A 25,453-nucleotide genomic window follows, 5' to 3' on the forward strand; every position below is an offset into this window, starting at 1 on the left:
TCCTTCTCATTCGAGATCGCCGGGCTGGCGCGTTTCCGTGTCAACGCCTTCAACCAGTACCGCGGTGCGGCCGCCGTGTTCCGCACGATTCCCAGCAAGGTGCTGACGCTGGAAGAGCTGAACGCGCCCAAAATTCTGGCCGACCTGGCGCTCAAGCCGCGCGGGCTGGTGCTGGTCACCGGCCCCACCGGCTCGGGCAAGTCGACCACGCTGGCGGCCATGGTCGACCACCTCAACAACAGCGAGCACGGCCACATCCTGACGGTGGAAGACCCCATCGAATTCGTGCACAACTCCAAGAAATGCCTAGTCAACCAGCGCGAAGTCGGTCCGATGACGCACTCCTTTGCCGCGGCCCTGCGTTCGGCGCTGCGTGAAGACCCGGACTGCATCCTGGTCGGTGAAATGCGTGACCTGGAAACCATCCGCCTGGCGATGACGGCCGCCGAAACCGGCCACCTGGTGTTCGGCACCCTGCACACCTCCAGCGCCGCCAAGACCATCGACCGTATCATCGACGTGTTTCCGGCCGAGGAAAAGGAAATGGTGCGCGCCATGCTGTCCGAGTCCCTGCAGGCGGTGATCTCGCAGACGCTGTGCAAGACCAAGGACGGCAACGGCCGGGTGGCGGCGCACGAAATCATGCTGGGCACCAGCGCCATCCGCAACCTGATCCGCGAAGCCAAGGTGGCCCAGATGTACTCCGCCATCCAGACTGGCAGCAATGTCGGCATGCAGACCCTGGACCAGAACCTGACCGAGCTGGTGCGCCGCAACGTCATCAGCGCCGCCGAGGCGCGCGGCAAGGCCAAATCGCCGGACAACTTCCCCGGCTAAACGCTGTAGATCAGAAAGAGCGACATGGAACGCGATCAGGCCAGCAAATTCATCAATGACCTCCTCAAGCTGATGGTGGCGCGCAAGGGCAGCGACCTGTTCATCACCGCCGAATTCCCGCCCGCCATCAAGGTCGACGGCAAGGTCACACGGCTGATGGACCAGCCGCTGGTGCCCACGCACACCCTGATGCTGGCACGCTCCATCATGAGCGACAAGCAGGTGGCGGAATTCGAGCGCACCAAGGAGTGCAACTTCGCCATCTCGCCCGCCGGCATCGGGCGTTTCCGCATCAACGCCTTCATCCAGCAGGGCCGCGTGGGCATGGTGCTGCGGACCATTCCGGCCGACATCCCCACCATCGACGGCATGGGCCTGCCCCAGGTGCTGAAGGAGGTGGCCATGACCAAGCGCGGCCTGTGCATCTTCGTGGGGGCCACCGGGTCGGGCAAGTCGACCTCGCTGGCGGCCATGGTGGACTGGCGCAACGAACACTCCGAGGGGCACATCGTCACGGTGGAAGACCCCATCGAATTCGTGCACCCCCACAAGAACTGCATCATCACCCAGCGCGAGGTGGGGCTGGACACCGACAGCTGGGAGGCGGCGCTCAAGAACTCGCTGCGCCAGGCGCCCGACGTAATCCTGATGGGCGAAATCCGCGACCGCGAAACCATGGAGCACGCCATCGTGTTCTCCGAAACCGGCCACCTGTGCCTGGCCACGCTGCACGCCAACAGTGCCAACCAGGCGCTGGACCGCATCGTCAACTTCTTCCCGGAAGAGCGCCGCGAGCAACTGCTGATGGACCTGTCGCTGAACCTGCGCGCCATGATCTCGCAGCGCCTGCTGCCCAAAGAAGGCGGCCAGGGCCGTGTGGCCGCGCTGGAGGTGATGCTCAACACCCCACTGATCTCGGACCTGATCGCCAAGGGCGACGTGGTGGAAATCAAGGAAATCATGAAGAAAAGTCGCGAGCTGGGCATGCAGACCTTCGACCAGTCGCTGTTCGACCTCTACGAAAGCGGCGCCGTCATGTACGAGGATGCGCTGCGCAACGCCGACTCGGTGAACGACCTGCGCCTGCAGATCAAGCTGCACAGCAAACGTGCCCACAACACCGACCTAGCGGCGGGTACCGAGCACTTCCGCATCCTGTGATCCCTGGCGCTCCACAAAAAAGCCCGGCAGTGCCGGGCTTTTTTATGAGGTCAGGCCACGCGCTCACTTCGCGGCGGGGTCCTGCACCACCGGTGCCGGCTGCTGGCGCGTGTTGTAGCTGGCCAGCTCTTGCTCCGAAATGTTCTCGAACACGCGCACCACCTTGCGCACATTGTTCACGCCACGGGCGATCTCGGCGGCACGCTGGGCCTCGCGGGGGGTGACGATGCCCATCAGGTAGACCACGTTCATTTCCGTCACCACCTTGATGGTGTTGGCCTGCAGATCCTTGGCATCGATGAGGCTGGCCTTCACCTGGCTGGTCAGCAGCGTGTCGCGGCTGCGCTGGCCGATGGAGGAAATGAAGGGCACCACCTCGACCTCGTTGACCACGTTGCGCACGTTTTCCACGCTGGCCACGGTGCGGCCGACCTCGGCCTTTTCTGCCTCGGAGCGCACCTCGCCCGTCACCAGCGCCAGGCGGTTGAAGCTGGTGACGCTGGCGCGTGTCCCTTCCTTCAGCGTTTCACGCAGCTTGGCCGCAGCGCTTTGCTCGATCCGCTCGTCCTCCAGGTACATGCCCGAGGTGCGGCGATCCGACGCCACCAGGGCCGTCGTCACCGCGCCGCCGCCCAGCAGCAGCGGGACGCAGGCGGTCAAGCTGCCAGCCAGCACGCCAGCAGCCACCAAGGTCAAGCCTGTACGGCACCATCCTCGTTTCATCACATCTCCTGTTCGCCCAGCAATTGGGTATCCACCCCATCGCACAGGCAGTTCAGCACCAGATCGTGCGTTTCCCGCACACGTGCGGGGCGTTCGTGGGGCACACAGATCAGCACATCGGTCTCGCGCATGCGCGCGGCCAGTGCACCACCGGTGTGGCCCGTCAGCACGACCACCATCATGTCGCGCTCGTGCGCGGCCTCCACGGCTTCCAGCAGGCTGTGGTCATTGCCGGTGATGGAAATGGCCAGCAGCACATCGCTAGCCTGCCCCAGGGCCCGCACCTGGCGCGCCAGGTAGTGGGCGGACAGGCCCGCTGCGCCGGACACCGAGGCCAGGAAGCCGCTGTCGGCCGACAGGGCCACGGCCGCCAGCTCGGGACGGTCGCGCTCAAAGCCGCTGACGCACAGGCTGGCAAACATCTGGGCCTGGCTGGCCGACACGCCAGCGCCACAGGCCAGGATTTTTCCACCGCCGGTGATGCAGGCCAGCAAGGCCTGGACGGCCGCCGAAATGGGCGCACTCAAGGACTGCGCGGACTGGTATTTCAGGTCGGCGCTGTCAATGAAATGCTGTTGGATTCGTTGCTCAAGCATGGGATAGGGATGATACCTGCGTGCTTTGTCGAATTTTGTAGCGTTCGGTTAACACGGAGTCGGATTGCCAACCGTTTTCTGAAGTTCCCGCCGCCGGTCGGCCCGCCCGGGCCACTAGCCCGCATCAAACGCGGCCTGCAGCCATTGCAACTGCTCACCCTCGATCAGCACCACATCGAAGCGGCAGGGGCACGCGGCCCCGTGCCGCTGCAACCAATGCTGGGCCGTCGCCACCACGCGCTGGCGCTTGGCCGCACCGATGCTGCCACCGGCCCCGCCAAAGTCCGCACGGCTGCGACTGCGCACTTCGACGAAGACCACAGTCCCCTGCGGATCCTGCAGGATCAGGTCGATCTCGCCCCCTGCGCGCCCAGGCGCTTGATAATTGCGCACCAGCAAGCGCAGGCCCCGTGCCTGCAAATGCGCCAGGGCCCGGTCCTCGCCCGCCCGGCCACGCAACTGTGCGGCCGTGGCCGGCGCGGCGGTCTGTGGCTTTTTCCCAAGGAAGAACATTGAGTGCCTCTTTCGCTTCGGCATTGACAGCAGCGCATGATGCGGCTGCCTCCCAAAATTATCCCCAGGCTTGCCTGTACGTGGTGGCCACGCCCATCGGCAATCTGGCCGACATCTCGCTGCGCGCCCTGCATGTGCTGCAACGGGTGGACGCGATCGCCTGCGAAGACACGCGCCACACCCAGGGCCTGCTGCGCTCTTACGGCCTGGAGCGCCCCGGCCACCAGTTGCTGGCCGTGCACCAGCACAACGAGGCCGAGGCGGCCGCCGGCATCATCACCCGCCTGCAGCAGGGCCAGCGGATTGCGTATGTCAGCGATGCCGGCACCCCCGGCGTGAGCGACCCAGGCGCCCGCCTGTGCGCGGCCGTGGCCGCCGCCGGCCTGCGCACCATGCCCCTGCCCGGGGCCAGCAGCATCACCAGTGCCCTCAGCGTGGCCGGTTGCGTGCCACACGGTCAGACCGAAGGTGGCTTTGTGTTTGCCGGCTTTCTGCCCACCAAGAACGCCGAGCGCCAGGCGGCCGTGCACAAGCTGGCGGCCGAGCCGCGCTGTACCGTGCTGCTGGAGGCGCCTCACCGCATCCAGGACCTGGCCAAGGCCCTGGCCGTGCTGGGCCCGCGCCCGGTGACGCTGGCGCGCGAGATCACCAAGCAGTTCGAGCAGATCAGCACCCATGCGGCCCACGACGTGGCCGCGTGGCTGGACGTCGACGCCACCCGCAGCAAGGGCGAGTTTGTGGTGGTGCTGCACCCTGTGGCGGTGCAGCAGGACGGCGGGGACGCCGAGCGCGTGCTGCGGTTGCTGCTGGCAGAGCTGCCCACCAAGACCGCCGTCAAACTCACGGCAGAGATCACGGGCGGCCACCGCAATACGTTGTACGACCGCGCGCTGGAGATCAAGCGCGAAGCCGACAAGGCCTGACCGTCTCCTTCGGTTGCCCCCGGCGAGGCTGGGCGCACACAGCACGGGGATGGGCCGGTCCTGGGCACCGCCCACCCGTCAGCCTGCGCGGCAGGCTTGTATCTGGGCTCAGGCGTAGGCCAAGCCCGAAGCCACGCCCCCAAACAGGTCGCCAGCGACCTGCGGTGTGGCCGGAAACGCCACCGCCAGCGCATCCCGCAGCGTCTGCAAGGCCGAGGAACCACCGGTCAGGTACAAGGCCGTGATCTGGTCGGTCCGCAGCCCCGCCTGGGCCACGCAGGCCTCGGCGCAGCGCACCACATCGGCCAGCTGCAGTTGCAGATGCGTGGCCAGGCTGGCAGGGCTGATGGCGGCGGTCAGGTCTTCTTCGACCCAGCCCAGGTCCAGCGGCGCCGTGGCCGCGGTGCTGGAAGCCGTGATCTTGCCCTGCTCCACGGCATCGGCCAGACGGTGGCCCGCCTGCTCCTGCAGCACCCGCATCAGGCGGGCATGCAGCCGGCGATCGCTGTAGTCGGTGCGCAGCGCTTCCGCCTCGCGCAAGGCCTTGGCGGTGTACAGCCACTGGATCAGGTGCCAGGTCGACAGGTCGTAGAACACCCGGCTGGGCACCTCGCGCCCCGTGGGGCCGTGGTGCCCCAGGCCCAGCAGCGGCTGCACCTCGGCCACGTTGAGCTTGTGGTCGAAATCGGTGCCGCCGATGTGCACCCCCGTGGTCGCCAGGATGTCCTGGCTGCGGTCACTCTTGTGGGCATGCTGCGGCCCCAGGCGCACCACCGTGAAGTCCGACGTGCCCCCGCCAATGTCGACCACCAGGATGCAGGCCTCCGAGCTCAGGCGCTGCTCGTAGTCCAGCGCTGCGGCAATCGGCTCCAGCTGGAACGCCACCTCCTGGAATCCCGCCGCACGCGCCGCGGCCTCCAGCGAAGACTGGGCCATCGCATCGCGTTCGGGATTGCCGTCCACAAAGTGCACAGGCCGCCCCAGTACCACGCGCTCCGGCATGCCGCCCAGGTGGGCCTGCGCCTGGGCGGCGAGGTGCCGCAGGAAGATGGCGATGATGTCCTGGTAACTCACCAACTGGCCATGCACCGCCGTCTTGTCCTGCAGCAGGCTGCTGCCCAGCAGGCTTTTGAGCGAGCGCATCAGCCGCCCCTCCTCGCCCGCCAGATACTGCTGCATGGCATCGCGCCCGTAGTGCGTGCTGTGGTCCTCGTAGTGGAAGAACAGCGCCGTCGGCATCGCGGCGGCACGCCCTTCCAACGGCACCAGCTGTGCCGTCTGCCCGGCACTGCGCCACGCCATGGCGGAATTGGAAGTGCCGAAATCGATACCGAGCGTGGTCTGGGAAAGCAAGCGCATGCGAAGCAAATTCAAACAGGCGGACTGCATAAAACAAGAGCTACCAACGCTTGCCCAACAAGGATTTCAGAGATGAAAACACCTGAACACCTTGTTGTGCAAGCGCAAGAAGCTATGGTTTTGTGCATTCTGCGGTCAACAAAGGGGCGCCATTGTGGCAGCCTGCGCCCAGATCTGCAGGCCCGCCAGGAACCACCCCAGGCATGGAGGCGGTCTTTGCCCCAACACCCGATAGAACCCGCGCTGCCCAGCGTTTGACTACGCCGAGGCTTATCGCAACGCACAAAGAGCGGAGAGCCCCCAGCACCACCCACGCCCGGTGACTTTGCTTTCGCCATGGCGGCGGCGCATTCTGGGCTGCACCGGCTGCTCTGCTATCACCAGGCTTTGCAGCGGTGCCCTCCCCATTCAGACAACAAAAAACCCTGCTGAATTTCTTCAGCAGGGTTTTGGATCTGGTTGCGAGGGCCGGATTTGAACCAACGACCTTTGGGTTATGAGCCCAACGAGCTACCAGACTGCTCCACCTCGCGATATGCATCCATTGTAGCGCATAACCGCAATTCGCCTGCCCTCATCAGGCCTTTCCCTGCATACCAGGCCGCATCCCTACCAAACTGCCGTCGCAGGCGGATGGAGCCAATCACGCAACAAAAAACCCTGTTGAATTGCTTCAACAGGGTTTTTGATTTGGTTGCGAGGGCCGGATTTGAACCAACGACCTTTGGGTTATGAGCCCAACGAGCTACCAGACTGCTCCACCTCGCGATATATCCAAATTATAGCACAGAATTATTCTACAGCTTGGGTTTCAGCGGCTTGCTCCACCAATTCCACGTAAGCCATGGGGGCGTTGTCGCCCACGCGGAAGCCCATCTTCAGGATGCGTGTGTAGCCACCGGGACGCTGTGCGTTGCGGGGACCCAGCACGTTGAACAGCTTGGTCACGCTGTCGCGGTCGCGCAGGCGGTCAAACGCCAGACGGCGGTTGGCGACGGTGTCGACCTTGGCCAGAGTGATCATGGGCTCGATCACGCGGCGCAATTCCTTGGCCTTGGGCACGGTGGTCTTGATCGCTTCGTGTTCGATCAAGGAGTTCATCATGTTCTGCAGCATCGCCTTGCGGTGAGCAGAAGTACGGTTCAGTTTGCGGAGGCCGTTGCCGTGACGCATGGTGCTTTCCTTTTCAGATAGTTTGGTCGGATGGCCGTATCAGGTACCGCCCGGTGCACGTGGTAAAAATAACTGGCTCTTTACCCTCTCAGGCAAAGAGCCAGCGATTATAGCCGGACTCGCGAATTAACGCTTTTCCAGGCCTGCTGGTGGCCAATTCTCGAGCTTCATGCCCAAAGTCAGGCCACGGGAAGCCAGGACTTCCTTGATTTCGTTGAGCGACTTACGACCCAGGTTAGGAGTCTTCAGCAGCTCGTTCTCGGTGCGCTGGATCAGGTCACCGATGTAGTAAATGTTCTCTGCCTTCAGGCAGTTGGCGGAACGCACGGTCAGCTCCAGCTCGTCCACAGGACGCAGCAGGATTGGATCGAACGTTTGAGCGCTCGAGCGGCTGCTGTTGCCGCCACCCAGGATGCCACCTTCACCGAACTCGCCGTCCAGTTGTGCAAACACCGCCAACTGTTCCACCAAAATCTTGGCAGAAGCGCGCACGGCGTCTTCCGCGTTGATGGCGCCGTTGGTTTCGATTTCCACCACCAGCTTGTCCAGGTCGGTACGCTGTTCCACACGCGCGGATTCCACGGTGTAGCTCACGCGGCGCACGGGCGAGAACGAGGCATCCAGCACGATACGGCCGATCGACTTCGTCGACTCGTCACCGTAGCGGCGCACGTTGCCGGGCACATAGCCACGGCCTTGTTCCACCTTGATCTGCATGTCCAGCTTGCCGCCTTGCGACAGGTGGGCGATCACGTGGTCAGGATTGATGATCTCAACGTCATGGGGAGTCTGGATGTCGCGTGCGGTCACCACGCCTTCACCATCCTTGCGCAGACTCAGGGTCACTTCGTCACGGTTGTGCAGTTTGAACACCACGCCCTTCAGGTTCAGGAGGATGTTGGTCACATCTTCTTGCACGCCATCGATGGACGAGTACTCGTGCAGCACGCCAGCAATCGTGACTTCCGTCGCTGCATAACCCACCATCGACGACAGCAGCACGCGGCGCAGGGCGTTGCCCAGCGTATGGCCATAGCCACGCTCGAACGGCTCCAGAGTCACCTTGGCACGGTTGTGACCCAGCTGCTCAACATTGATCGTCTTGGGTTTCAGCAGATTTGTTTGCATGCAGAACTTCCTCTCAATACCCCCGGCTCGTTACACCGGTAAGGCTGGTGAAGCACCTAAACCGCGATGCCTCGCGGTTTAGGAACGGGATGGTTGATTGCTCAACCGAAACTACGATTAACGCGAGTACAACTCAACGATCAGGGATTCGTTGATGTCTGCACCGAATTGGTCGCGGTCAGGCACTTGCTTGAAGGTACCTTCTGCCTTGTCCAGGCTCACTTCCACCCAAGCGGGGAAGCCCACTTGCTGAGCCAGTTGCAGGGCTTCAACAATACGGGCTTGCTTCTTGGACTTTTCGCGAACTGCCACCACGTCACCAGCCTTCACCAGGTAGGAAGGGATGTTCACGGATTGGCCGTTCACAGTGATGGCCTTGTGGGACACCAGCTGGCGTGCTTCAGCGCGTGTCGAGCCGAAGCCCATACGGTACACGACGTTGTCCAGACGAGTTTCCAGCAAACCCAGCAGGTTGGCACCGGTGTTGCCCTTCTTCTGGTCAGCAGCTTCGAAGTAGCGGCGGAATTGCTTTTCCAGCACGCCGTACATGCGCTTGACCTTCTGCTTCTCGCGCAGTTGCAGACCATAGTCAGAAGTGCGCTGACCCGAAGTGCGGCCATGCTGGCCAGGCTTGCTGTCAAACTTCGCCTTGTCAGCGATCGAGCGACGAGCAGACTTCAGGAACAGGTCGGTGCCTTCACGGCGGGAGAGTTTGGCCTTGGGGCCGAGATAACGTGCCACTTGAGCTTCCTTTATGTCATCTACCGTGCTTACACACGGGAGCCACCCGGGATGTTATGACACACCCCGGGTGGCGGTGGGCTTACAAAAATTAGATACGACGACGCTTTTGAGGGCGGCAGCCGTTGTGAGGCACCGGTGTCACGTCCGAGATGGAAGTGATACGGATACCCAGGGCACCCAGGGCGCGCACCGAGGATTCACGGCCAGGACCGGGACCCTTGATTTCGACGTCCAGGTTCTTGATGCCCTGTTCGATAGCAGCACGACCAGCCACTTCGGAAGCAACCTGAGCGGCGAAAGGTGTCGACTTGCGCGAACCCTTGAAGCCCTGGCCACCCGACGAAGCCCACGACAGAGCGTTGCCCTGACGGTCGGTGATGGTGATGATCGTGTTGTTGAACGAAGCGTGCACATGCGCGATACCGTCGGAAATGTTCTTGCGAACTTTCTTGCGAACGCGTGCTGCAGCGTTGTTTTGTGCCTTAGCCATAGTGATCTCTCAATCCCTTATTTCTTCAGTGCAGCTGCACCCTTGCGCGGACCCTTGCGGGTGCGGGCATTGGTGCGCGTACGTTGACCGCGCATAGGCAGACCACGACGGTGACGGAAGCCGCGGTAGCAACCGATGTCCATCAAACGCTTGATGTTCATCGTGGTTTCGCGACGCAGGTCACCTTCCAGAGTCATGCCAGCCAACTGGTCACGGATCTTTTCCAGATCAGCGTCCGTCAACTCCTTGATCTTCTTGGAGTACTCGATGCCGCAAGCTTCGCAGATCTTGCGAGCAGTCGTACGACCGATGCCGTAAATGGCGGTCAGGCCGATTTCAGCATGCTTGTGGGGCGGGATGTTAATACCAGCAATACGTGCCATATTAGTCCTCTAATACTTTCAATCAGCCCTGGCGCTGCTTATGACGCTGGTCTGTGCAGATCACGCGCACCACACCCTTGCGGCGGATGATCTTGCAGTTGCGGCAGATTTTCTTGACCGAAGCCGAAACTCTCATTTCATTCTCCTAAAACTTTGCATCCGTTCCACTCTTTCCACCTGGACACTGCCTGTGACCGTGAAAGAGCGCAGAGCACTCATACTTGCCTGTTGTTGGATTCCTCCCGACCTGGGCCGGGGGGATGGCCTTCATATCTCAGTGACCTGATGCCTTGAAGTTAGCCTTCTTCAGAAGGGACTCATACTGCTGCGACATCATGTAGTTTTGCACTTGCGCCATGAAGTCCATGGTCACCACCACAATAATCAGCAGCGATGTACCACCGAAGTAGAACGGAACGTTGTACTTCAGGATCAAGAACTCGGGCAACAGACACACAAACGTGATGTAGACGGCGCCAGCCAATGTCAGACGCACCAGAATTTTGTCAATGTAGCGTGCTGTCTGGTCGCCGGGACGAATGCCAGGGATGAAAGCACCACTCTTCTTCAGATTATCAGCGGTCTCGCGGCTATTAAACACGAGTGCCGTATAGAAGAAGCAGAAGAAAATGATGGCGGCTGCGTAGAGCATCACATAAATCGGCTGACCGGGGGTCAACGTCGATGCAATGTCCTTCAACCAGCGCATGGATTCCCCTGCACTGAACCAATTCACCACGGTTGCTGGCAGCAAGATGATCGAGGAAGCGAAGATGGGAGGAATGACCCCGGCCATGTTCAACTTCAGTGGCAAGTGCGAAGACTGACCACCATACACCTTGTTGCCGACTTGGCGGCGTGCGTAATTCACCAGGATCTTACGCTGACCGCGCTCGACAAACACGACGAAGTACGTCACGGCTGCCACTACGAGGACAATGAAGATCGCGGCCAGGATGCTCATGGCACCAGTGCGCACCAGCTCCAACAGACCACCGATCGAGCTGGGCAAGCCTGCGGCAATACCAGCAAAAATCAGGATCGAGATGCCGTTGCCAAGACCACGTTCCGTGATCTGTTCACCGAGCCACATCAGGAACAGGGTGCCGGCAGTCAGGCTGACCACCGCCGTGAGGCGGAAGCCAAAGCCTGGATCCAGCACCAGACCTGGAGAGCTTTCCAGAGCCACAGCAATACCCAACGACTGAAAAATTGCCAGAGCCAAAGTGCCATAGCGGGTGTACTGGGTAATCTTGCGACGACCCGCTTCACCTTCTTTTTTCAGCTGCTCAAATGTGGGGACGACATAGGTCATCAGCTGCATGATGATCGATGCCGAGATGTACGGCATGATCCCCAGTGCGAACACTGTGAAGCGCGAGAGCGCTCCACCCGAGAACATGTTGAACAGGTTGAGAATGCCCTGCTGGCCATTGAACAGCTGCTGCAGCTGCGCTGGATCGATGCCCGGCACGGGGATATGTGCCCCGATGCGGTACACGACCAGCGCAAGCAGCAGAAAAACCAGTCGACGACGCAAGTCGCCAAACTTGCCGGTTTTTGCAATTTGAGCTGCGCTAGTAGCCACGGATGTCTCTTTCAGAACTTAATCAGGCGATGCTGCCACCAGCAGCTTCGATGGCGGCCTTGGCGCCAGCTGTAGCGGCAACGCCGTTCAGCTTGACAGCCTTGGACAGCTCACCGCTCTTGATGACCTTCACCACTTGGGCGTTGGCGGCCACCAGACCAGCTTGCTTCAGAACCGCGACGTCGACTTCCGCCAGACCCAGTTGCTCCAGAGCAGTCAGTGTCACTTCGGCGTTGAACTTCAGTGTCATCGACTTGAAGCCACGCTTGGGCAAACGGCGCTGCAAAGGCATCTGACCGCCTTCGAAGCCCACCTTGTGGTAGCCACCCGAACGCGACTTCTGACCCTTGTGACCACGACCGGCGGTCTTACCCAGACCGGAACCGATACCGCGGCCCACGCGACGCTTGGCGTGCTTGGCGCCTTCTGCAGGCTTGATGCTATTGAGTTCCATCATCAATCCTTTCAGAGAACCTTCACCAAGTAGGCGATCTTGTTAATCATGCCGCGCACAGCAGGGGTGTCCTGCAGTTCGCTGACGCTGTTCAGCTTGCGCAGACCCAGGCCACGCACAGTAGCGCGGTGGTCTTCCTTGGTACCGATGGGGCTACGGACCAGCTGAACCTTGATGGTTTGTTGTGTAGACATGTGCTGACTCCGATCAGACGAACAGGTCTTCGACCGACTTGCCACGCTTAGCTGCCACTTCCGAAGGGGTTGTGGAGTTCTTCAGCGCGTCAAAAGTGGCGCGAACCATGTTGTAGGGGTTCGAAGAACCATGGCTCTTGGCCACGATGTCGGTGATACCGACCACTTCGAACACAGCGCGCATAGGGCCGCCAGCGATGATGCCGGTACCCTTGGGGGCAGGGTGCAGTTCCACACGAGCCGCGCCATGGTGACCCACCACGGAGTGGTGGATGGTGCCGCTCTTGAGCGACACCTTCATCATGTTGCGACGGGACTCTTCCATGCCCTTTTGCACAGCTGCAGGCACTTCCTTGGACTTGCCCTTACCCATGCCAACGCGGCCATCACCGTCGCCAACCACGGTCAGTGCAGCGAAGCCGAGGATACGACCGCCCTTCACAACCTTGGTGACGCGGTTCACCGCGATCATTTTTTCGCGCAGACCGTCGTCACGACCTTCGTCTTGCACCTTGGGGGAAAACTTTGCCATTTTTGTCCGCTCCGCTTAGAACTGCAGGCCCGCTTCACGGGCGGCTTCTGCCAAAGCCTTCACGCGGCCGTGGTATGCGAAACCAGCGCGATCGAAAGCCACTTTCTCAACGCCGGCAGCCTTAGCACGCTCGGCAATCAGCTTGCCGATTTGTGTGGCGGCAGCCACGTTGCCACCCTTGCCAGCGGCGCCCAGTTGTGCGCGCACGGAGGCTTCGGCAGTCGAAGCTGTGGCCAACACCTTGGTGCCGTCTTCGGAGAAGACGCTGGCGTAGATGTGGAGGTTCGTGCGGTTCACGCTCAGACGCGCCACGCCTTGCTGTGCAATGCGGATACGTGTTTGGCGTGCACGACGCAGACGCTGCTCTTTCTTGGTCAACATATTGCAGCTCCTTACTTCTTCTTGGTCTCTTTGATCACGACCTTCTCATCCGCATAACGGATGCCCTTGCCCTTGTAAGGCTCGGGAGGACGAACGGCGCGGATCTCAGCAGCCAGCTGACCCACCGCCTGGCGGTCAGCACCCTTGACCACCACTTCCGTGGGGGTAGGGGTAGTGATAGTGATGCCGGCAGGCATTTCGAAGTTCACTGGGTGCGAGTAACCCACAGCCAGGTTCAGCTTGGTACCCTGCACGGCGGCCTTGTAGCCCACACCGATCAGAGTCAGCTTCTTTTCGAAGCCTTCGGTCACGCCCTTGACCATGTTGTTGACCAGCTGGCGGAAAGTACCGGCCAGTGCGTCAGCATCACGGGAGTCGTTGGCGGGAACGAAAGACAGCTTGCCTTCGTTGTTGCTGATCACCACTTGGGGGTTCAGTGCCAGGGACAGCTCGCCGCCCTTGCCCTTGACCTTGATGGTCTCAGCAGTCATCGACACATCCACGCCTGCGGGGATGGTCACGTTTGCTTTTGCTACGCGAGACATTTCAGTATTTCTCCTTAATGTCCGTTAGGCCACATAGCACAGCACTTCGCCACCGACACCGGTAGCACGCGCCTTGCGATCGGTCATCACGCCCTTGGGGGTGGTGACGATGGCCACGCCCAAGCCGTTCATGACTTGGGGAATTGCGTCACGCCCCTTGTACACGCGCAGGCCAGGACGGCTCACACGTTCGATACGCTCGATCACAGGGCGACCGGCGTAGTACTTCAGGGTAATAACGAGTTCAGACTTGCCGTCTTCGGTCTTGACTTCAAAACCGTCAACATAGCCCTCATCCTTCAGCACCTGTGCGATGGCAACCTTCACCTTGGAGGAAGGAACCGACACAGTGGCCTTGGACACCATTTGGGCGTTGCGAATACGGGTCAGCAAGTCGGCGATAGGATCACTCATGCTCATCTTGTATCTCTCCTGCTTGCTTACCAGCTGGCCTTGGTGACACCGGGGATGTCGCCAGCAAAGGCCAGTTCACGGATCTTGGCGCGACCCAGACCGAATTGACGGAATGTGCCACGTGGACGACCAGTGATTTCGCAACGGTTACGTTGGCGAGTAGGGTTGGCGTTGCGGGGCAGCTTCTGCAGACCCAGACGGGCTGCATCACGCTCTTCGTCGGAACGCTTGGCGTCGCCGGCGATTGCCTTCAGTTCTGCGTACTTGGCAGCGTACTTAGCTGCCAGCTTTTCGCGCTTCAGTTCGCGCTCGATCAAAGCTTTCTTAGCCATGCGCCACCTCAGTTCTTGAAGGGGAATTTGAACGCTGCGAGCAGTGCCTTGCACTCGTCGTCAGTCTTCGCGGTCGTCGTGATGCTGATATTCAGACCACGCAGAGCATCCACTTTGTCGTATTCGATTTCAGGGAAGATGATCTGTTCTTTGACGCCGACGTTGTAGTTGCCGCGACCGTCGAACGAACGACCCGAGATACCACGGAAGTCGCGCACGCGGGGCAGAGCCACGGTCACGAAGCGGTCCAGGAATTCGTACATTTGAACGCCACGCAGGGTCACCATGCAGCCAATCGCTTGGCCTTCACGGATCTTGAAACCAGCGATAGCCTTCTTGGCCTTGGTCACCACGGGCTTTTGACCAGCAATCTTGGTCAGGTCAGCCACGGCGTTGTCCATCACCTTCTTGTCGGCCACGGCTTCGCTCACACCCATGTTCAGGGTGATCTTGGTCAGACGGGGCACTTCCATGGAGGAGGTGTAACCGAACTTTTCCTTCAGTTCGGCCGCGATCTTTTCGCGATAGAGTTTTTGCAAACGTGCCATGTGTTACTCCTTAGGCGGCGATTTCAGCGCCATTGGACTTGAACACGCGAACACGTGCGCCATCGGCGTTCACCTTGATGCCCACGCGATCGGCCTTGCCAGTCGCTGCATTGAAGATAGCCACGTTGGATTGGTGGATAGGCATGGCCTTTTCCACGATACCGCCGGTGGTGCCCTTCATGGGGTTTGGCTTGACGTGCTTCTTGACCAGGTTCACGCCTTCGATCAACAGATGCGAATCGTCAACGCGCTGAGTCACCACGCCTTGCTTACCCTTGTCACGGCCGGTCAGCACGATGACTTTGTCGCCCTTGCGAATCTTGTTCATGGTGCTTCCTTAGAGAACTTCAGGTGCCAGGGACACGATCTTCATGAACTTTTCGGTACGCAGTTCACGGGTCACGGGGCCAAAAATACGAGTGCCGATAGGCTCCAGCTTGGCGTTCAGCAGAACGGCAGCATTGCCATCGAACTTCACCAAAGAACCGTCGCCACGGCGGATGCCCTTGGCGGTACGGACGACCACAGCACTGTAGACCTCGCCTTTTTTGACGCGGCCACGGGGAGCGGCTTCTTTGATGCTCACTTTGATGATGTCGCCAACACTTGCGTAACGACGATGAGAACCGCCCAGCACCTTAATGCACTGAACAGACTTCGCGCCCGTGTTATCGGCAACCTCTAACCGAGATTCTGTTTGGATCATTTCAATATTCCCAACTTGCTCCAGCAGACCCGGACAGCCCCAGAGAACTTCTCAAGGGCCGAACGAGCAGCCGGTCAGTCTTGGGCCCGTCGTCCACCTTCTGGACCATTCCAAAAGGCTTCCCGCTGGGCAGAACTTTCACGCTTTTACACGTGAAGCAGAGGAGTATCGCAGGAAAATCCTTGCGTGTCAACTGCTTAGCGCACAAAAACCAGCTGGCCTGCGGGGCTGACGGCCTGCCACGCCGCAGTTATAAAAAACATAGCTGCTTGCGCTTATCCAGCGGCAGTTTCAAAGGACTTTAAAGACAGAATCCGCCATAAAAAAGCGCCGACCGCTCCTGATTCGGAAGCAGTCGGCGCCACAACCCTGGCAATCGGGAGGTTGGGAGGTCAGGCCGCCAGGCGGTACTGCTGGCACAAGGCCAGGAAGTCGGCCAGCTTGACGTCAACACCGGGCAGCTCCTGCTGCAGGATCTCGGCCACGCGCGGCGCCACCTGGGCAGCCAGGCGGGCATCCAGGAACAGCAGGCGGCTGCGACGGGCCAGCACGTCCTCGACGGTGCGGGCGTACTCGTAGCGCGCCGCGAAACGCACCATGGCCTCGCTCAGGCCTTCGGCCAGGCGCTGGCCGGCGCCGGGCAGGCTGTGCACGGCGGCGGCTTCGGTGCCGTAGATGTGCTCGCCCTGGGCCGCATTCATGCGGTGCTTGACCTGCTCGGGCTTGGGGGCGCCGACCAGCGGCAGCTTGACGGTCACGCCGCCAACGCGGCCCGGCAGGAGCTTTTGCTCGAAGCACTCCTGCAGCACGTCCTCGGCCATAGCGCGGTAAGTGGTCCATTTGCCGCCGGTCACGGTCACCAGACCGGACTTGCTGGTCATCACCGTGTGTTCGCGGCTGATTTTCTTGGTGTTCTCGCCATCGTCGTCCTGGGGCTTGACCAGGGGACGCATGCCCACCCAGATGCTGCGCACATCGGCGCGCGAGGGGCGGCGGCACAGGTAGTTGCCGGCTTCCTTGAGGATGAATTCAATCTCTTCCTCGAAGGCCTGGGGCTCACGCGCCAGGTCGTGGCGCGGCGTGTCGGTGGTGCCCAGGATGACCTTGCCCAGCCAGGGCACGGCAAACAGCACGCGGCCGTCGGCGGTCTTGGGCACCAGCAGGGCGTGGTCGGAGGGCAGGAATTCGCGGTCCACGACCACGTGCACGCCCTGGCTGGGCGCGACCATGGGCTTAACGGGCTTGCCCAGCAACTCGGCATCCTGCTGGCGCAGTGCATCCACCCAGGGGCCGGTGGCATTGACCACGCACTTGGCGCGCACGGCGTAGCGGCTGCCGGTCTCGGCGTCCTCGCAGACCGCGCCCACCACCTTGCCGCCTTCGTGCAGCAGTTCCTTGGCGGGGCAGTAGTTCACCAGCAGCGCACCCTTGGCCGCGGCCGTGCGGGCCAGCGCCAGCGCCAGGCGCGCATCGTCGAACTGGCCGTCCCAGTACTTCACCCCGCCCTTGAGGTGGTCGGTGCGCACCGTGGGCAGCAGGCGCAGGGTCTTGTCCTTGCTGAGGAATTCGGTGCGGCCCAGGCCGTCCTTGCCGGCCAGCGCGTCGTACATCTTCAGGCCGGCGCCGTAGAACGGCGTATCCAGCAGGCGGTAGGACGGCATCACAAACGGCAGCGGCTGGGCCAGGTGTGGCGCGTTGTTCAGCAGGGTGCTGCGCTCGTGCAGGGCTTCGCGCACCAGGGACACATTGCCCTGGGCCAGGTAGCGCACGCCGCCGTGCACCAGCTTGGTGGCGCGCGAAGAGGTGCCCTTGGCGAAGTCGTGCGACTCCACCAGCGCCACCTTGAAGCCGCGGGCCGCCGCATCCACGGCCGTGCCCAGGCCCGTGGCTCCACCGCCGATAATCAGCAGATCGTAGGTTTCCGGTTGGGCCAAGCGGGCCAATAATTCGGCACGATCGGTGGTCAGGGGCGTGGTGGCAATCGTCATGGCGCTTCAGGACTGAGCAGGTGTCTGAGGGTAATCAATCAGCAGGAACGGGGGCGTCAGTGCATGCCGATCCTGCGCGCCGCCCCGGCGGGTCCAGCGCATAGCACATATTGTCATGCTTTTTGCTCGTTTGTGATTGGTTTCTTTCGATTTTCATTATTTTGCTTTCGGTTTTAGGATACTCCAGCCCCAAGCATGAACCCCACAGCAACGTGATCAGCAACAACAACCCCCGCCAGCTGCAATTGCTGGAAGAAGTGCGCAACCAGCAATCGGCCACCGTGGAACAGCTGGCCGAGACCCTGGGCGTGACCTTGCAAACCGTGCGCCGCGATGTGCAGAAACTGGCCGGCGCCGGCCTGCTGGTGCGCTTTCACGGCGGTGTGCGCGTGCCCAGCGCCACCGTGGAGAACCTGGCCCACACGCGGCGCGAAACACTGCACGCCGACGGCAAGGCGCGCATTGCCAAGGCCGTGGCCGAGGCGATTCCCAACGGCTGCTCGCTGATCCTGAACATCGGCACCACCACCGAGGCCGTGGCCAAGGCCCTGCTGCATCACCGTGGCCTGCGCGTGATCACCAACAACCTGAACGTCGCCGCCATCCTGAGCAGCAACGCCGAGTGCGAAGTCATCGTCGCCGGTGGCGTGGTGCGCACGCGCGACCGCGGCATCATCGGCGAGGCGGCCGTGGACTTCATGCGCCAGTTCAAGGTGGACATTGCCCTGATCGGCATCTCCGCCATCGAGGCCGACGGCACGCTGCGCGACTACGACCTGCGCGAGGTGAAGGTGGCGCAAACCATCATCCAGCAGTCGCGCGAAGTCTGGCTGGCCGCCGACCACAGCAAATTCCACCGCCAGGCCATGGTGGAGCTGGCCAGCCTGCGCCAGATCGACCGCCTGTTCACCGACGCACCGCCGCCCAGCCCCTTCGACCGCCTGCTGGCCGACGCCGAGGTGCAGTGCGTGGTGGCGCAATGAGCGCCACCTGCACCCTGCGCGCGGCCCAGCCGGGCGATGCCCCGGCGCTGGCCACCCTGCTGCAGGGCATTGGCTGGTTCGACCGCTTTGCCACCGGCCATCCCGACGCGCACGCGGCCCAGCTGGCGCCCCTGCTGGCCCCCAGCGCACACCAGCTGCAACTGGTGGCCTGTGACGCCCGGGGCCAGCTGATCGGCTACTGCGCCGTGCACTGGCTGCCCATCGCCATCCTGCAAGGCTGGGAGGGCTATGTGAGCGAACTTTTCATCGCTGACAGCGCCCGGGGATCGGGCGTTGGCAGCCAATTGCTGGACCAGGTCACCGCTGCGGCACGCAGCCGTGGCTGCCGCCGCCTGTGGCTCGTCAACAACCGCCAGCGCGACTCGTACCGCCGGGGCTTTTACGCCCGACAGGGCTGGCAGGAGCAGGCCCAGGCCGCCCGCTTTGTCCTCGACCTCTGATTTGCACCACCGCCCATGACCACCTACCTGCTCGCCTTGGACCAAGGCACCTCCAGCTCCCGCGCCATCGTGTTCGACACGCAGGGCCGCATCGTCGCCTCCGCCCAGCAGGAGCTGCCCCAGATCTACCCCCGCCCCGGCTGGGTGGAGCACGACCCGCGCGAGATCTGGCGCACGCAGCTGGGCACGGCGCGCGACGCCCTGGCCAAGGCCGGACTGAAGGCCAGCGACATCCGCTCGGTCGGCATCACCAACCAGCGCGAAACCACCATCGTCTGGAACCGCAAGACGGGCCAGCCCATCCACCACGGCATCGTCTGGCAGGACCGCCGTGCCGAGCCCACCTGCCAGCAACTGCGCGAAGCCGGCCACAGCGATGCCATCCTGCAGAAAACCGGCCTGCGCATCGATGCCTACTTCTCGGGCACCAAGCTGCAGTGGCTGCTGGACCACGTACCCGGCGCGCGCGACGCCGCCGAGCGCGGTGAGCTGGCCTTCGGCACTGTGGACAGCTGGCTGATCTGGCAACTCACTGGCGGCCAGCGCCACGTCACCGACGTCAGCAACGCCAGCCGCACCATGCTGTTCAACGTGCACACCAACCAGTGGGATGCCGACCTGCTGGCCTTGCTACACATCCCTGCCAGCCTGATGCCCGAGGTCCTGCCTTCGGCCGCCGACTTTGGCCGCACGGCCGAAGACGTGCTGGGCGGCCCCATCCCCATCGGCGGCGTGGCCGGCGACCAGCAAAGCGCCCTCTTCGGCCAGGCCTGCTTCCAGGCGGGGATGGCCAAGAACACCTATGGCACGGGCTGCTTCATGCTGATGCACACGGGCGGCCAATTCCAGACCTCAGCCAACGGCCTGCTGACCACCAGCGCCGCACAACCCAGCGCCACGCCCCAGTTTGCGCTGGAGGGTAGCGTGTTCGTCGGCGGCGCCGTGGTGCAGTGGCTGCGCGATGGCCTGCAGGCGATTGAACACAGCGGCCAGGTGCAGCAACTGGCCGAAAGCGTGCCCGACAGCGGCGGCGTGATGCTGGTGCCGGCCTTCACCGGCCTGGGCGCACCCTACTGGGAGCCCGATGCGCGGGGCTCCATCACTGGCCTGACGCGCGGCACCACCCTGGCTCACATCGCCCGCGCCGCGCTGGAGTCCATCGCCTACCAAAGCGCCGCCCTGCTGCTGGCCATGAGCCGCGATGCGGTGGCCAACGGCGGCGCGGCCGTGAGCGAGCTGCGCGTGGACGGCGGCGCTTGTGTGAACAACCTGCTGATGCAGTTCCAGGCCGACCTGCTGGGCATTCCTGTGGTGCGCCCGGCCTGCGTGGAGACCACCGCCTTGGGCGCGGCCTACCTGGCCGGCTTGTCCAGCGGCGTCTACCAGAGCACGGAAGAACTGTCCTCGCTGTGGAAGGCCGAGCGCCGCTTCGTGCCCACCATGGACAAGTCCCGCGCCGACGAGCTGATGGCGCGCTGGGAACGCGCGGTGCGCCAGACCACTGCCGCCTGATCTGCAGCCACGCAAAAAAGAGAGCTGATCGCGCTGATCCACGTTTGATTTCAAATAGAAAACACACTGAAACGATTGACCAAACTGCGCATTCAGCTCTGATTTCTTCACACCTTCGGAAAGCCTTGTTTATGAGCCAGACACCCTCCACCCGCATCGCCTTCATCGGCGGCGGCAACATGGCCAGTGCCATCATCGGCGGCCTGATCGCCAACGGTCTGCCCGCCAGCCAGATCACCGTGGTCGAACCCTTTGAGGCGGCGCGCGATGCGCTGAAAGCCAAGTTCGGCATCGACGCCCTGCCCGCCGCCAGCGCGGCCCTGGCCGCGGCCGACCTGGTGGTCTGGGCCGTCAAACCCCAGACCTTCAAGGACGCCGCTGCTGCCGCCGCCCCGCACACCGCCCAGGCCCTGCACCTGAGCGTGGCGGCCGGCATCACCACCGACAGCATTGCGCAGTGGCTGGGCACGGGCCGCATCGTGCGCGCCATGCCCAACACCCCGGCCCTGGTGGGCAAGGGCATGACCGGCCTGTTCGCCCGCCCCGAGGTGGACGCCGGCGGCCAGGCCCTGATCGAGCGCGTGATCGGCACCACCGGCCAGCTGGTGTGGGTGGATAGCGAAGCCAAGCTGGACGCCGTGACGGCCCTGTCCGGCTCCGGCCCGGCCTATGTGTTCCTATTCTTGGAAGCCATGACCCAGGCCGGCGTGGACATGGGCTTGACCGCGCAGCAGGCCTACCAGCTGGCCGTGGCCACCTTCCAGGGGGCCTCGGAACTGGCGGCCCGCTCCGACGAGCCCGCCAGCGTGCTGCGCGAGCGCGTGACCAGCAAGGGCGGCACCACTCACGCCGCCATCACCCACATGCAGCAGGCCGGCTTGCCCCAGACCTTCATCGAGGCCCTGCGCAAGGCCGAAGCCCGCGCCCAGGAACTGGCGCAGGAGTTCGGTCGCTGATTCAGCACCCAAACCGCCTTCCACGCACAGCCAGCCAGCGCTAAAAGCTCACAAAAAAGGAATGCCTTGGCACGCCTGGGAGTCCACCGCAGCGCCCGGCCAGCACCCTAGACGCCCCACACCATGGAGCGCATGGAAATGGCGGCCATCTGGAAGTCGGCGTTGAAGAACTGGGCCGCTTCGCCCGGGTGCACGGCCCCGGCCGCGTACAGCAGCGGCAGGTAGTGGTCGTAGGTCGGGTGGGCCATCTGCGCCACCGTGCACAGCTGCTGGAAGTCGCCCAGCCGCGCCAGATCCCCCCGCTCCACCAGCCCGGTCACCATCTGGTCGAACTCGATCGCCCAGTCATAGGCCTGCAGGGGCGACTGCGTGCGCTGCAGGGCGCGCAGGTTGTGCACCACATTGCCGCTGCCCACGATCAGCACGCCGCGCTCCCGCAGGGCCTGCAGCTGCTGCCCCAGGGCGAAATGCTCGGTCGGCGGGCGGCGGTAGTCGATGCTCAGCTGCACCACCGGGATGTCGGCGGCCGGGAACATGGGCTTGAGCACGCTCCAGGTGCCGTGGTCCAGGCCCCAGCCGTCCGCATCCACCCCCAGCGCCTGCTGGCTGTGCGGCATGTGCAGCTGGCTGGCCAACTGCTGCGCCACCACCGGCGCGCCCGGCGCGGGGTATTGCTGGGCAAACAGTTCGTCGGGGAAGCCGCCAAAGTCATGGAGGGTCTTGGGCTGGGCCATGCCCGTGAGCCAACTGCCCTGGCCCTGCGTGATCCAATGGGCGGAGATGCACAGCACCAGCTGCGGGCGCTCGGCCCGGGCCAGCAACTGCTGGCCCAGTTGCTGCCAGCTGCGGCGGTAGGCGTTGTCTCCAATCGCATTCATGGGGCTGCCATGGCCGACGAACAGCACCGGCATGCGGGCCGAGGGTTTCAGTTCCGTCAACCCCGCCTGCGCCACTGCGGTCCCCAGCGTTTGGGTTCTGGTCATAGCGACTCCTGTGGCAGCCAGCGCCGCCGCGCCTGCGGCAGCACCCAGCCAATGTCTGCGTTGCATCTTCCCACTTTCTGCGCGATGCCCGCGGGCTGCGGGCATGAAAAAAGGGGCACCAAGCCCCTCACAAGTGCTGGGCAGACTGAGTGCCCCGGCACGGCAAAGTTCCGGCCACAGCCGCCTAGCGCAGCGCGAAGCCCAGGGCAATGCCCGCAAACAGGCTCATGCCGATGTAATGGCTTTGGCTGAAGGCCACAAAGCAGCCTTCGCGCGTGCGGTCCTTGATCAGCGTGTAATGCCACAGCAGCTGCGCCGCGGCCACACCCAGGCCCAGCCAGAACGGCCAGCCCAGGCCCTGGGGCAGCACCGCCCAGACGGTCAGGCCCAGGCACAGCACAAAAAAGCCCATGATGGCCAGCACGTCGCAGCGCCCCAGCGTGATGGCCGAGGTCTTCATGCCGATCTTCAGGTCGTCGTCGCGATCCACCATGGCGTATTCGGTGTCGTAGGCCAGCACCAGGAACATGTTGGCCAGCCACAGGGTCCAGGCGGTCCAGCCCACCTCGCCCGTGACCGCCGCAAAGGCGATCACGATGCCGAAGTTGAAGGCAATACCCAGGAAGGCCTGGGGCATGGCAAAGAAGCGCTTGGTGAAGGGGTAGAGGATGGTGAACAGCACGGCGGGCACGGACCAGGCCACGGCCTCCCAGCGCGTGGTCAGCACCAGGGTGAAGGCCACCAGGGTCAGCACCAGGCCCACCAGCGCCGCCTCTTTGACGCTGACCTGGCCGCTGGTGATGGGGCGCTGCGTGGTGCGCTTCACATGCCGGTCGAAATCGCGGTCGGCAATGTCGTTGATGGTGCAGCCCGCGCTGCGCATCAGCACCGTGCCGGCGACGAACACCAGCAGCAGGTGCCAGCCCGGGAAACCTTGGGCCGCCACCCACAGCGCGGCCAGCGTGGGCCAGACCAGCACCAGCCAGCCGGCCGGGCGGTTCCAGCGGATCAGGTCCAGGTACAGCGACAGTTTGGAGCGGGGTGCCACAGCGGCACCGGGAGAAGCAGGACGGGTCATGGGCAAATTGTCGCGCCAAATGCACAACGCCCGCTGGCAGCGGGCGTTGTGGCGGCGCACGGGCGCCGGCGCGGGGTGTCACTCTTCCAGCATCGAGCGCAGCATCCAGGCGGTCTGCTCGTGCACGGTCAGGCGCTGGGTCAGCAGGTCGGCCGTGGGTTCGTCGCTGGCCTTGTCGGCCAGGGGGAACAGGCTGCGCGCGGTGCGCGCCACGGCCTCATTGCCCTCGACCAGGATGCGGATCATGTCCTTGGCCTTGGGCGGCGTGGCGGGCACGTCCGCCAGGCTGGTCAGCTTGCCGAACTGGGCGTAGGAACCGGGGGCGGGGTGGCCCAGCGAGCGGATGCGCTCGGCGATCGGGTCCACGGCGTTCCACAGCTCGGTGTACTGGTCCATGAACATGTTGTGCAGGGCATTGAACATGGGACCGGTCACGTTCCAGTGGAAGTTGTGCGTGGTCAGGTACAGGGTGTAGGTGTCGGCCAGCAGGCGCGACAGGCCCTGCGCCATCGCTGCACGGTCTTCGTCACTGATTCCGATATTGATAGCAACACCAGCAGCCACAGAAGCCTTCACAGGCTGCTTCTTGTTGGTCTTGGTCGATTCTTTCGCCATGGTATTTCTCCTCAAACACTGAACGGGGCGCCGTGCGCGCCACATGCGCAGGCACGGTCGGCCTTACGACTTTAGCGCATGCCGCAGGGCGCGGCATGTCGGTTTCATGACTTGGGCCAATGGGACGGATAGCCCGCCGCCGCTCAGGTCAGCAGGCTGACACCGGGCAGATCGCAGGCGTAGACGGCGTTGCGCAGCGCGGCAATCGCTTCGTAACGGGTGAAGCTGCGGCGCCACACCAGCACGACACGGCGGCTGGGCGGCGTATTGCCGTCGTCGCCACGGATGGGCAGGTAGCGGATGTGCGGATCGTCCGAGCTGCGGCGGCGCTGCGTGACCAGGGCCTCGTTGGGCACGGACAGGCGGGGCACCAGGGTCACGCCCATGCCCGCGGCCACCATGTGCTTGATGGTTTCCAGGGACGAGCCCTCGAAGGTGCGGCGGATGCCTTCGGCATTGCTGGCGTAGCGCGCGAACTCGGGGCACACCTCCAGCACATGGTCGCGGAAGCAGTGGCCCGCGCCCAGCAGCAGCATGGTCTCGTTCTTCAGCTCGGTGGTGGTCACCGATTCCTGCTGCGCCAGCGGGTGGGCGCTGGGCACGGCGGCCATGAAGGGCTCGTCGTACAGCGGCGCCATCGCCAGGCCGGTGTCGGGGAAGGGTTCGGCCACGATGGCGCAATCGATCTCCCCGGTGCGCAGCATCTCCAGCAACTTGACCGTGAAGTTCTCCTGCAGCATCAGCGGCATCTGTGGCGTCATCTTGATGGAGTTGCGCACCAGCTCCGGCAGCAGGTAGGGGCCGATGGTGTAGATCACCCCCAGCGTCAGCACGCCCGACAGCGGGTCCTTGCCGCGCTTGGCGATTTCCTTGATCTCCGCAGCCTGTTCCAACACACTTTGGGCCTGCCGCACGATGGACTCACCCAGGGGCGTGACCGAGACTTCGCCCGCGCTGCGCTCGAAAATCTTGACGTCCAGTTCCTCTTCCAGCTTCTTGATGGCCACCGACAAGGTCGGCTGCGACACATAGCACGCGTCTGCAGCGCGACCAAAATGCTTCTCTCGGGCTACGGCAACAATGTATTTCAGTTCAGTCAGTGTCATGGGCGGAACGTGCGCCTATCGCAGTTCGTGGGTTGAAAGTGCAAAGC

The 25,453-nt window shown here is 63.1% G+C and carries 33 protein-coding genes and 2 tRNA genes; 7 read left to right on the forward strand and 28 right to left on the reverse strand.

Annotated features, from left to right (window positions below):
- Both CA2_RS12075 and CA2_RS12080 read left to right on the forward strand, forming a co-directional pair.
- A partial coding sequence (locus CA2_RS12075; protein ID WP_042417400.1) for a type IV pilus twitching motility protein PilT occupies window positions 1-837 on the forward strand: 837 nt, incomplete at its 5' end.
- A gap of 24 nt (window positions 838-861) precedes the next feature.
- A complete protein-coding gene (locus CA2_RS12080) occupies window positions 862-1,998 on the forward strand; it encodes a PilT/PilU family type 4a pilus ATPase (protein ID WP_042417402.1) in 1,137 nt (378 codons plus the stop codon).
- A 63-nt stretch (window positions 1,999-2,061) separates the two neighbouring features.
- Here the strand turns inward: CA2_RS12080 and CA2_RS12085 are convergent, their stop codons facing one another.
- The 3 genes from CA2_RS12085 to CA2_RS12095 form a co-directional block, all read right to left on the reverse strand.
- Complete coding sequence (locus CA2_RS12085; RefSeq protein WP_042417405.1) at window positions 2,062-2,721, reverse strand: BON domain-containing protein; 660 nt, start codon at window positions 2,719-2,721, stop codon at window positions 2,062-2,064.
- Window positions 2,721-3,317, reverse strand: coding sequence for an SIS domain-containing protein (locus CA2_RS12090; RefSeq protein ID WP_042417407.1), 597 nt, complete (start codon window positions 3,315-3,317; stop codon window positions 2,721-2,723). The genes CA2_RS12085 and CA2_RS12090 overlap by 1 nt, the downstream gene beginning before the upstream one ends.
- A 114-nt stretch (window positions 3,318-3,431) precedes the next feature.
- Complete coding sequence (locus CA2_RS12095; protein ID WP_042417409.1) at window positions 3,432-3,830, reverse strand: YraN family protein; 399 nt, start codon at window positions 3,828-3,830, stop codon at window positions 3,432-3,434.
- Here CA2_RS12095 and rsmI point away from each other — a divergent pair.
- A complete protein-coding gene (gene rsmI / locus CA2_RS12100; protein WP_042417411.1) occupies window positions 3,830-4,753 on the forward strand; it encodes a 16S rRNA (cytidine(1402)-2'-O)-methyltransferase in 924 nt (307 codons plus the stop codon). The two genes, CA2_RS12095 and rsmI, sit on opposite strands and share 1 nt — an antisense overlap.
- A gap of 108 nt (window positions 4,754-4,861) precedes the next feature.
- On the opposite strand, the gene CA2_RS12105 is transcribed toward rsmI, so the two are convergent.
- From CA2_RS12105 to CA2_RS12205, 21 genes are all read right to left on the reverse strand, one after another.
- Window positions 4,862-6,112 (reverse strand): Hsp70 family protein, encoded by a 1,251-nt coding sequence (locus tag CA2_RS12105; protein WP_042417413.1) that lies wholly within the window; start codon window positions 6,110-6,112, stop codon window positions 4,862-4,864.
- Window positions 6,113-6,568: 456 nt separating this feature from the next.
- Window positions 6,569-6,645: transfer RNA gene (locus tag CA2_RS12110), tRNA-Met, on the reverse strand.
- A gap of 158 nt (window positions 6,646-6,803) precedes the next feature.
- A tRNA-Met gene (locus CA2_RS12115) sits at window positions 6,804-6,880 on the reverse strand.
- 24 nt (window positions 6,881-6,904) lie between these two features.
- Entirely contained in the window at window positions 6,905-7,285 is a 381-nt protein-coding gene (gene rplQ, locus CA2_RS12120) for a 50S ribosomal protein L17 (protein ID WP_042417416.1), read from the reverse strand.
- A 126-nt stretch (window positions 7,286-7,411) separates the two neighbouring features.
- Complete coding sequence (locus CA2_RS12125; RefSeq protein ID WP_042417419.1) at window positions 7,412-8,413, reverse strand: DNA-directed RNA polymerase subunit alpha; 1,002 nt, start codon at window positions 8,411-8,413, stop codon at window positions 7,412-7,414.
- Window positions 8,414-8,530: 117 nt separating this feature from the next.
- Entirely contained in the window at window positions 8,531-9,154 is a 624-nt protein-coding gene (gene rpsD / locus CA2_RS12130) for a 30S ribosomal protein S4 (RefSeq protein ID WP_042417422.1), read from the reverse strand.
- Between the two features lie 91 nt (window positions 9,155-9,245).
- Complete coding sequence (gene rpsK, locus CA2_RS12135; RefSeq protein WP_042417426.1) at window positions 9,246-9,647, reverse strand: 30S ribosomal protein S11; 402 nt, start codon at window positions 9,645-9,647, stop codon at window positions 9,246-9,248.
- A 17-nt stretch (window positions 9,648-9,664) separates the two neighbouring features.
- The gene (gene rpsM / locus CA2_RS12140; RefSeq protein ID WP_042417430.1) at window positions 9,665-10,030 is read right to left on the reverse strand and encodes a 30S ribosomal protein S13; all 366 of its coding nucleotides are present in this window, start codon (window positions 10,028-10,030) and stop codon (window positions 9,665-9,667) included.
- Between the two features lie 22 nt (window positions 10,031-10,052).
- The gene (rpmJ, locus tag CA2_RS12145; RefSeq protein WP_003050535.1) at window positions 10,053-10,166 is read right to left on the reverse strand and encodes a 50S ribosomal protein L36; all 114 of its coding nucleotides are present in this window, start codon (window positions 10,164-10,166) and stop codon (window positions 10,053-10,055) included.
- Between the two features lie 138 nt (window positions 10,167-10,304).
- Window positions 10,305-11,618, reverse strand: coding sequence for a preprotein translocase subunit SecY (secY, locus tag CA2_RS12150; RefSeq protein ID WP_042417440.1), 1,314 nt, complete (start codon window positions 11,616-11,618; stop codon window positions 10,305-10,307).
- 22 nt (window positions 11,619-11,640) lie between these two features.
- Window positions 11,641-12,072, reverse strand: a complete 432-nt coding sequence (gene rplO / locus CA2_RS12155) for a 50S ribosomal protein L15 (RefSeq protein ID WP_042417579.1) — start codon at window positions 12,070-12,072, stop codon at window positions 11,641-11,643.
- 11 nt (window positions 12,073-12,083) lie between these two features.
- On the reverse strand, window positions 12,084-12,266 hold the full coding sequence (rpmD, locus tag CA2_RS12160) for a 50S ribosomal protein L30 (protein ID WP_042417443.1): 183 nt from the start codon (window positions 12,264-12,266) through the stop codon (window positions 12,084-12,086).
- Between the two features lie 13 nt (window positions 12,267-12,279).
- Window positions 12,280-12,798: a 30S ribosomal protein S5 gene (gene rpsE / locus CA2_RS12165; RefSeq protein ID WP_042417446.1), complete on the reverse strand. Its 519-nt coding sequence runs from the start codon at window positions 12,796-12,798 to the stop codon at window positions 12,280-12,282.
- Window positions 12,799-12,813: 15 nt separating this feature from the next.
- Complete coding sequence (gene rplR / locus CA2_RS12170; protein WP_042417449.1) at window positions 12,814-13,179, reverse strand: 50S ribosomal protein L18; 366 nt, start codon at window positions 13,177-13,179, stop codon at window positions 12,814-12,816.
- 11 nt (window positions 13,180-13,190) lie between these two features.
- The gene (gene rplF, locus CA2_RS12175; protein ID WP_042417452.1) at window positions 13,191-13,724 is read right to left on the reverse strand and encodes a 50S ribosomal protein L6; all 534 of its coding nucleotides are present in this window, start codon (window positions 13,722-13,724) and stop codon (window positions 13,191-13,193) included.
- 24 nt (window positions 13,725-13,748) lie between these two features.
- Entirely contained in the window at window positions 13,749-14,144 is a 396-nt protein-coding gene (gene rpsH, locus CA2_RS12180) for a 30S ribosomal protein S8 (protein WP_042417456.1), read from the reverse strand.
- 20 nt (window positions 14,145-14,164) lie between these two features.
- A complete protein-coding gene (rpsN, locus tag CA2_RS12185; RefSeq protein ID WP_042417459.1) occupies window positions 14,165-14,470 on the reverse strand; it encodes a 30S ribosomal protein S14 in 306 nt (101 codons plus the stop codon).
- Window positions 14,471-14,478: 8 nt separating this feature from the next.
- Window positions 14,479-15,018: a 50S ribosomal protein L5 gene (gene rplE, locus CA2_RS12190; RefSeq protein WP_042417462.1), complete on the reverse strand. Its 540-nt coding sequence runs from the start codon at window positions 15,016-15,018 to the stop codon at window positions 14,479-14,481.
- 10 nt (window positions 15,019-15,028) lie between these two features.
- Window positions 15,029-15,346 carry a 50S ribosomal protein L24 gene (gene rplX / locus CA2_RS12195; protein ID WP_042417467.1) on the reverse strand — a complete coding sequence of 106 codons (318 nt, stop codon included), beginning with the start codon at window positions 15,344-15,346 and terminating at the stop codon, window positions 15,029-15,031.
- Between the two features lie 9 nt (window positions 15,347-15,355).
- Window positions 15,356-15,724, reverse strand: a complete 369-nt coding sequence (rplN, locus tag CA2_RS12200) for a 50S ribosomal protein L14 (protein ID WP_042417471.1) — start codon at window positions 15,722-15,724, stop codon at window positions 15,356-15,358.
- Between the two features lie 392 nt (window positions 15,725-16,116).
- Complete coding sequence (locus tag CA2_RS12205) at window positions 16,117-17,712, reverse strand: glycerol-3-phosphate dehydrogenase/oxidase (RefSeq protein ID WP_042417473.1); 1,596 nt, start codon at window positions 17,710-17,712, stop codon at window positions 16,117-16,119.
- Between the two features lie 212 nt (window positions 17,713-17,924).
- On the opposite strand from CA2_RS12205, the gene CA2_RS12210 reads away from it, so the two are divergent.
- The 4 genes from CA2_RS12210 to proC all read left to right on the forward strand — a co-directional run bounded on the left by CA2_RS12210 (window position 17,925) and on the right by proC (window position 21,624).
- Window positions 17,925-18,695 carry a DeoR/GlpR family DNA-binding transcription regulator gene (locus CA2_RS12210; protein WP_169741474.1) on the forward strand — a complete coding sequence of 257 codons (771 nt, stop codon included), beginning with the start codon at window positions 17,925-17,927 and terminating at the stop codon, window positions 18,693-18,695.
- Window positions 18,692-19,156 carry a GNAT family N-acetyltransferase gene (locus tag CA2_RS12215; protein WP_042417474.1) on the forward strand — a complete coding sequence of 155 codons (465 nt, stop codon included), beginning with the start codon at window positions 18,692-18,694 and terminating at the stop codon, window positions 19,154-19,156. The genes CA2_RS12210 and CA2_RS12215 overlap by 4 nt, the downstream gene beginning before the upstream one ends.
- A gap of 15 nt (window positions 19,157-19,171) precedes the next feature.
- Window positions 19,172-20,668: a glycerol kinase GlpK gene (gene glpK / locus CA2_RS12220; protein ID WP_042417475.1), complete on the forward strand. Its 1,497-nt coding sequence runs from the start codon at window positions 19,172-19,174 to the stop codon at window positions 20,666-20,668.
- Between the two features lie 131 nt (window positions 20,669-20,799).
- Entirely contained in the window at window positions 20,800-21,624 is an 825-nt protein-coding gene (gene proC, locus CA2_RS12225; protein ID WP_042417476.1) for a pyrroline-5-carboxylate reductase, read from the forward strand.
- Between the two features lie 107 nt (window positions 21,625-21,731).
- On the opposite strand, the gene ygiD is transcribed toward proC, so the two are convergent.
- From ygiD to CA2_RS12245, 4 genes are all read right to left on the reverse strand, one after another.
- Window positions 21,732-22,607 carry a 4,5-DOPA-extradiol-dioxygenase gene (ygiD, locus tag CA2_RS12230; RefSeq protein ID WP_042417478.1) on the reverse strand — a complete coding sequence of 292 codons (876 nt, stop codon included), beginning with the start codon at window positions 22,605-22,607 and terminating at the stop codon, window positions 21,732-21,734.
- A 184-nt stretch (window positions 22,608-22,791) separates the two neighbouring features.
- The gene (gene ubiA / locus CA2_RS12235) at window positions 22,792-23,685 is read right to left on the reverse strand and encodes a 4-hydroxybenzoate octaprenyltransferase (protein WP_042417485.1); all 894 of its coding nucleotides are present in this window, start codon (window positions 23,683-23,685) and stop codon (window positions 22,792-22,794) included.
- 78 nt (window positions 23,686-23,763) lie between these two features.
- Window positions 23,764-24,195, reverse strand: coding sequence for a Dps family protein (locus CA2_RS12240; protein ID WP_225890607.1), 432 nt, complete (start codon window positions 24,193-24,195; stop codon window positions 23,764-23,766).
- Window positions 24,196-24,443: 248 nt separating this feature from the next.
- Window positions 24,444-25,406: a LysR substrate-binding domain-containing protein gene (locus CA2_RS12245; RefSeq protein WP_042417489.1), complete on the reverse strand. Its 963-nt coding sequence runs from the start codon at window positions 25,404-25,406 to the stop codon at window positions 24,444-24,446.
- Between the last annotated feature and the right edge of the window lie 47 nt (window positions 25,407-25,453).

Source organism: Comamonas aquatica NBRC 14918 (assembly GCF_000739875.1).
GTDB classification, from domain to species: Bacteria; Pseudomonadota; Gammaproteobacteria; order Burkholderiales; family Burkholderiaceae_C; genus Comamonas; species Comamonas aquatica.

Excerpts from the sequence above, each read along its gene's own strand:
- rpmD (WP_042417443.1), bottom strand. The coding sequence starts at position 12,266 with ATGTCTACACAACAAACCATCAAGGTTCAGCTGGTCCGTAGCCCCATC.
- rplN (WP_042417471.1), bottom strand. The coding sequence starts at position 15,724 with ATGATCCAAACAGAATCTCGGTTAGAGGTTGCCGATAACACGGGCGCG.
- rpmJ (WP_003050535.1), bottom strand. The coding sequence starts at position 10,166 with ATGAGAGTTTCGGCTTCGGTCAAGAAAATCTGCCGCAACTGCAAGATC.
- CA2_RS12205 (WP_042417473.1), bottom strand. The coding sequence starts at position 17,712 with ATGACGATTGCCACCACGCCCCTGACCACCGATCGTGCCGAATTATTG.
- CA2_RS12095 (WP_042417409.1), bottom strand. The coding sequence starts at position 3,830 with ATGTTCTTCCTTGGGAAAAAGCCACAGACCGCCGCGCCGGCCACGGCC.
- rpsK (WP_042417426.1), bottom strand. The coding sequence starts at position 9,647 with ATGGCTAAGGCACAAAACAACGCTGCAGCACGCGTTCGCAAGAAAGTT.
- ygiD (WP_042417478.1), bottom strand. The coding sequence starts at position 22,607 with ATGACCAGAACCCAAACGCTGGGGACCGCAGTGGCGCAGGCGGGGTTG.
- glpK (WP_042417475.1), top strand. The coding sequence starts at position 19,172 with ATGACCACCTACCTGCTCGCCTTGGACCAAGGCACCTCCAGCTCCCGC.
- rplF (WP_042417452.1), bottom strand. The coding sequence starts at position 13,724 with ATGTCTCGCGTAGCAAAAGCAAACGTGACCATCCCCGCAGGCGTGGAT.
- rplR (WP_042417449.1), bottom strand. The coding sequence starts at position 13,179 with ATGTTGACCAAGAAAGAGCAGCGTCTGCGTCGTGCACGCCAAACACGT.
- ubiA (WP_042417485.1), bottom strand. The coding sequence starts at position 23,685 with ATGACCCGTCCTGCTTCTCCCGGTGCCGCTGTGGCACCCCGCTCCAAA.
- rpsH (WP_042417456.1), bottom strand. The coding sequence starts at position 14,144 with ATGAGCATGAGTGATCCTATCGCCGACTTGCTGACCCGTATTCGCAAC.
- rplE (WP_042417462.1), bottom strand. The coding sequence starts at position 15,018 with ATGGCACGTTTGCAAAAACTCTATCGCGAAAAGATCGCGGCCGAACTG.
- rpsM (WP_042417430.1), bottom strand. The coding sequence starts at position 10,030 with ATGGCACGTATTGCTGGTATTAACATCCCGCCCCACAAGCATGCTGAA.
- rplX (WP_042417467.1), bottom strand. The coding sequence starts at position 15,346 with ATGAACAAGATTCGCAAGGGCGACAAAGTCATCGTGCTGACCGGCCGT.
- rplQ (WP_042417416.1), bottom strand. The coding sequence starts at position 7,285 with ATGCGTCACGGCAACGGCCTCCGCAAACTGAACCGTACTTCTGCTCAC.
- rpsE (WP_042417446.1), bottom strand. The coding sequence starts at position 12,798 with ATGGCAAAGTTTTCCCCCAAGGTGCAAGACGAAGGTCGTGACGACGGT.
- CA2_RS12080 (WP_042417402.1), top strand. The coding sequence starts at position 862 with ATGGAACGCGATCAGGCCAGCAAATTCATCAATGACCTCCTCAAGCTG.
- CA2_RS12215 (WP_042417474.1), top strand. The coding sequence starts at position 18,692 with ATGAGCGCCACCTGCACCCTGCGCGCGGCCCAGCCGGGCGATGCCCCG.
- proC (WP_042417476.1), top strand. The coding sequence starts at position 20,800 with ATGAGCCAGACACCCTCCACCCGCATCGCCTTCATCGGCGGCGGCAAC.
- CA2_RS12240 (WP_225890607.1), bottom strand. The coding sequence starts at position 24,195 with ATGGCGCAGGGCCTGTCGCGCCTGCTGGCCGACACCTACACCCTGTAC.
- rplO (WP_042417579.1), bottom strand. The coding sequence starts at position 12,072 with ATGGAACTCAATAGCATCAAGCCTGCAGAAGGCGCCAAGCACGCCAAG.
- rpsN (WP_042417459.1), bottom strand. The coding sequence starts at position 14,470 with ATGGCTAAGAAAGCTTTGATCGAGCGCGAACTGAAGCGCGAAAAGCTG.
- CA2_RS12125 (WP_042417419.1), bottom strand. The coding sequence starts at position 8,413 with ATGCAAACAAATCTGCTGAAACCCAAGACGATCAATGTTGAGCAGCTG.
- CA2_RS12085 (WP_042417405.1), bottom strand. The coding sequence starts at position 2,721 with ATGAAACGAGGATGGTGCCGTACAGGCTTGACCTTGGTGGCTGCTGGC.
- CA2_RS12105 (WP_042417413.1), bottom strand. The coding sequence starts at position 6,112 with ATGCGCTTGCTTTCCCAGACCACGCTCGGTATCGATTTCGGCACTTCC.
- CA2_RS12245 (WP_042417489.1), bottom strand. The coding sequence starts at position 25,406 with ATGACACTGACTGAACTGAAATACATTGTTGCCGTAGCCCGAGAGAAG.
- CA2_RS12090 (WP_042417407.1), bottom strand. The coding sequence starts at position 3,317 with ATGCTTGAGCAACGAATCCAACAGCATTTCATTGACAGCGCCGACCTG.